Source organism: Acidimicrobiales bacterium, from assembly GCA_036273495.1.
GTDB lineage: Bacteria > Actinomycetota > Acidimicrobiia > Acidimicrobiales > JAJPHE01 > DASSEU01.
This window is the reverse complement of sequence record DASUHN010000417.1, coordinates 1-2014: the sequence shown is the minus strand read 5'-3', so window position 1 is coordinate 2014 and position 2014 is coordinate 1. Positions and strand designations below refer to the sequence as shown.

3 protein-coding genes are annotated in these 2014 nt (G+C 75.8%); 1 reads left to right on the top strand and 2 read right to left on the bottom strand.

Features of this window, described 5'->3' with window-relative positions:
- Positions 1-337 (bottom strand): DUF3565 domain-containing protein (locus VFW24_18170; protein HEX5268697.1); only part of this gene is annotated, 337 nt, incomplete at its 3' end.
- Complete coding sequence (locus VFW24_18165; protein HEX5268696.1) at positions 334-1239, bottom strand: aminotransferase class I/II-fold pyridoxal phosphate-dependent enzyme; 906 nt, start codon at positions 1237-1239, stop codon at positions 334-336. The genes VFW24_18165 and VFW24_18170, both read right to left, overlap by 4 nt.
- 103 nt (positions 1240-1342) lie before the next feature.
- Here VFW24_18165 and VFW24_18160 point away from each other — a divergent pair, with 103 nt between their 5' ends.
- On the top strand, positions 1343-1783 hold the full coding sequence (locus VFW24_18160) for a hypothetical protein (protein ID HEX5268695.1): 441 nt from the start codon (positions 1343-1345) through the stop codon (positions 1781-1783).
- Positions 1784-2014 lie beyond the last annotated feature (231 nt).

Sequence of the window (2014 nt, the reverse complement as noted above, 5' to 3'; positions counted from 1 at the left end):
TCTCGATGCGCAGACCGACCGTTCCCTCCGTGACCGAGAGCACGCCCCAGACGCCGGCGGCGGTGCGGTGGCGGCGGCGCAGGCCGGCGGGAAGGGTGTCCCGGGTCCACGGTCCCGCCACCCGGAGGAGCGACACGTCGGCGGGGAGCTCGGTCCGGTCGCACAGGGGGCAGTCGATGGGAGAGTCGAGCCGCTCCTTGCGGCCCTCCGGGTCGAGCACCCAGGGGCGGTTCTGGAACGGGGGTCGGTGGCGCACGTGCTGGTTGTGCAGGCAGCTCAGCTCGGCCACCCAGTCCCCGGCCTCGTCCTGGTGGAACCCGGCGATGCTGCGGATCACCGGTCCAGTGCGAGCTCGAGGGCCGCGGCCAGGCGGGCCAGCCCGTCCGCCGGGGGGACGGCGATGCGGGCCTGGCCGGGCAGGCCGAACGAGGCGCAGTCGCGTACGACCACGGCGTGCGGGGCCAGGCGCTCGCGCAGGCCGGTGGCGTTGCGGCAGAGGACGAAGTTGGCGTCCGACGGAGCCGGGTCGAGGCCGTGGCGGGCGAGCAGGTCGGTGAGGTCGCGGCGGAGGGCGGCTATCTCCGCCGCCCAGCGGGCCAGGTCGGCGCTCGCCAGGAGGTCGGGCAGGGCCCCCGCCGCCAGCGCGTTGACCGACCAGGCGGGCTGGCGGGCCTTCAACTCGGCCACCAGGCCCGGGTCGGCGAGCACATAGCCGAGGCGGAGGCCGGGGCAGGCGAACAGCTTGGTGAGCGAGCCCACGACCACCGTGCCGGGATCCCCCCGGGTCCACCGCCCCGTGGCGAGGGGGTAGAAGGCCTCGTCCCGGACCCCTGCCCGCTCGTCCGCCGCGGCCAGGAGCCCGGTCGGGTTGTGGGGATCCGACCGCCACAGCGGCCCCTGGCCCCGGGGGTGCAGGGAGAACTCGGGCTCCTCGACCCGGCCGCCGAGCACGGCGGCGACCAGGGCGATGGCCTCCGCTCCCCCGTTGGTGAGCAGGACGGACCCGGGCGGAGCGCCGATGGCGTCGGCGAGGGCGCCGGCGGCCGGGGTGGGGTCGGGATAGCGGCCCAGCTGGTCGAGGTGGCGCCCCACCACGGCGGCGGGGTCGGGGGCCGCCGGGTTGAGGCTGGCCGACAGGTCCAGGACCGAGCTCGGATCGAGGCCGAGGGCGGCGGCCACCCTGGCCCCGTCCCCGCCGTGGGCCCCGGCCGCAGGTAGGAGGCGGGCCGCCTGACGCACCTGGGGACCCTACGGCACGCCCGGCGCCGGTGATGAGGGAGGACGCCCGGCGGGTATGGGTGTTTCTGAGACCCGACACCAGAACACGCCTTCGGAGGTTCACATGGTCCTACGTGCATGGCACGTCCCGGCTCGACTGGCCACCGGCGCCTTCATCCTCAACAGCGGCCTCGGCAAGCTCAAGGAGACCGACGAGGAGCACCACAAGCAGGTCCACGGAGCGGCGGCCAACGCCTATCCGGCGTTCGAGTCCATGGACCCGCAGACCTTCACCCGCATGCTGGGGGCCAGCGAGGTGGCCCTGGGGGCCGCCCTCCTGGCCCCCGTCGTCTCCCCGGCCCTGGCGGGGGCCGGCCTGACGGCGTTCTCCGGGGGGCTGCTCGGCCTCTACCTCCGCACCCCCGCCATGCGCGAGCACGGCAGCCTCCGTCCCAGTCCCCAGGGCATCCCGGTGGCCAAGGACGTCTGGATGCTGGCCATCGGCACCGGGCTGGTGATGGACGGTGTGGCCGCCCGGGTCCGGCGCCTCTTCCGCCGCTCCTGACCGGCCGGCACGCGCCTGGCCTACGGGCGCTGGTCACCAACGACGACGGGACCACCAGCCCCGGCATTGCGGTGCTGGTGGGCGCGGCGCGGTCCTGCGGGCTCGACGTGCTGGTGGCCGCGCCCAGCTGGGACGCCAGCGGTTCGAGCGCCGCCGTCACCGCCGTCGAATCGAACGGCCGTCCCGTCTGTCGCGAGGTGCAGCTGCCGGGCCTGGAGGCGCCGGCGCTGG

Coding starts and splice junctions, on each gene's coding strand:
- VFW24_18160 (HEX5268695.1), top strand. CDS start 1,343: ATGGTCCTACGTGCATGGCACGTCCCGGCTCGACTGGCCACCGGCGCC.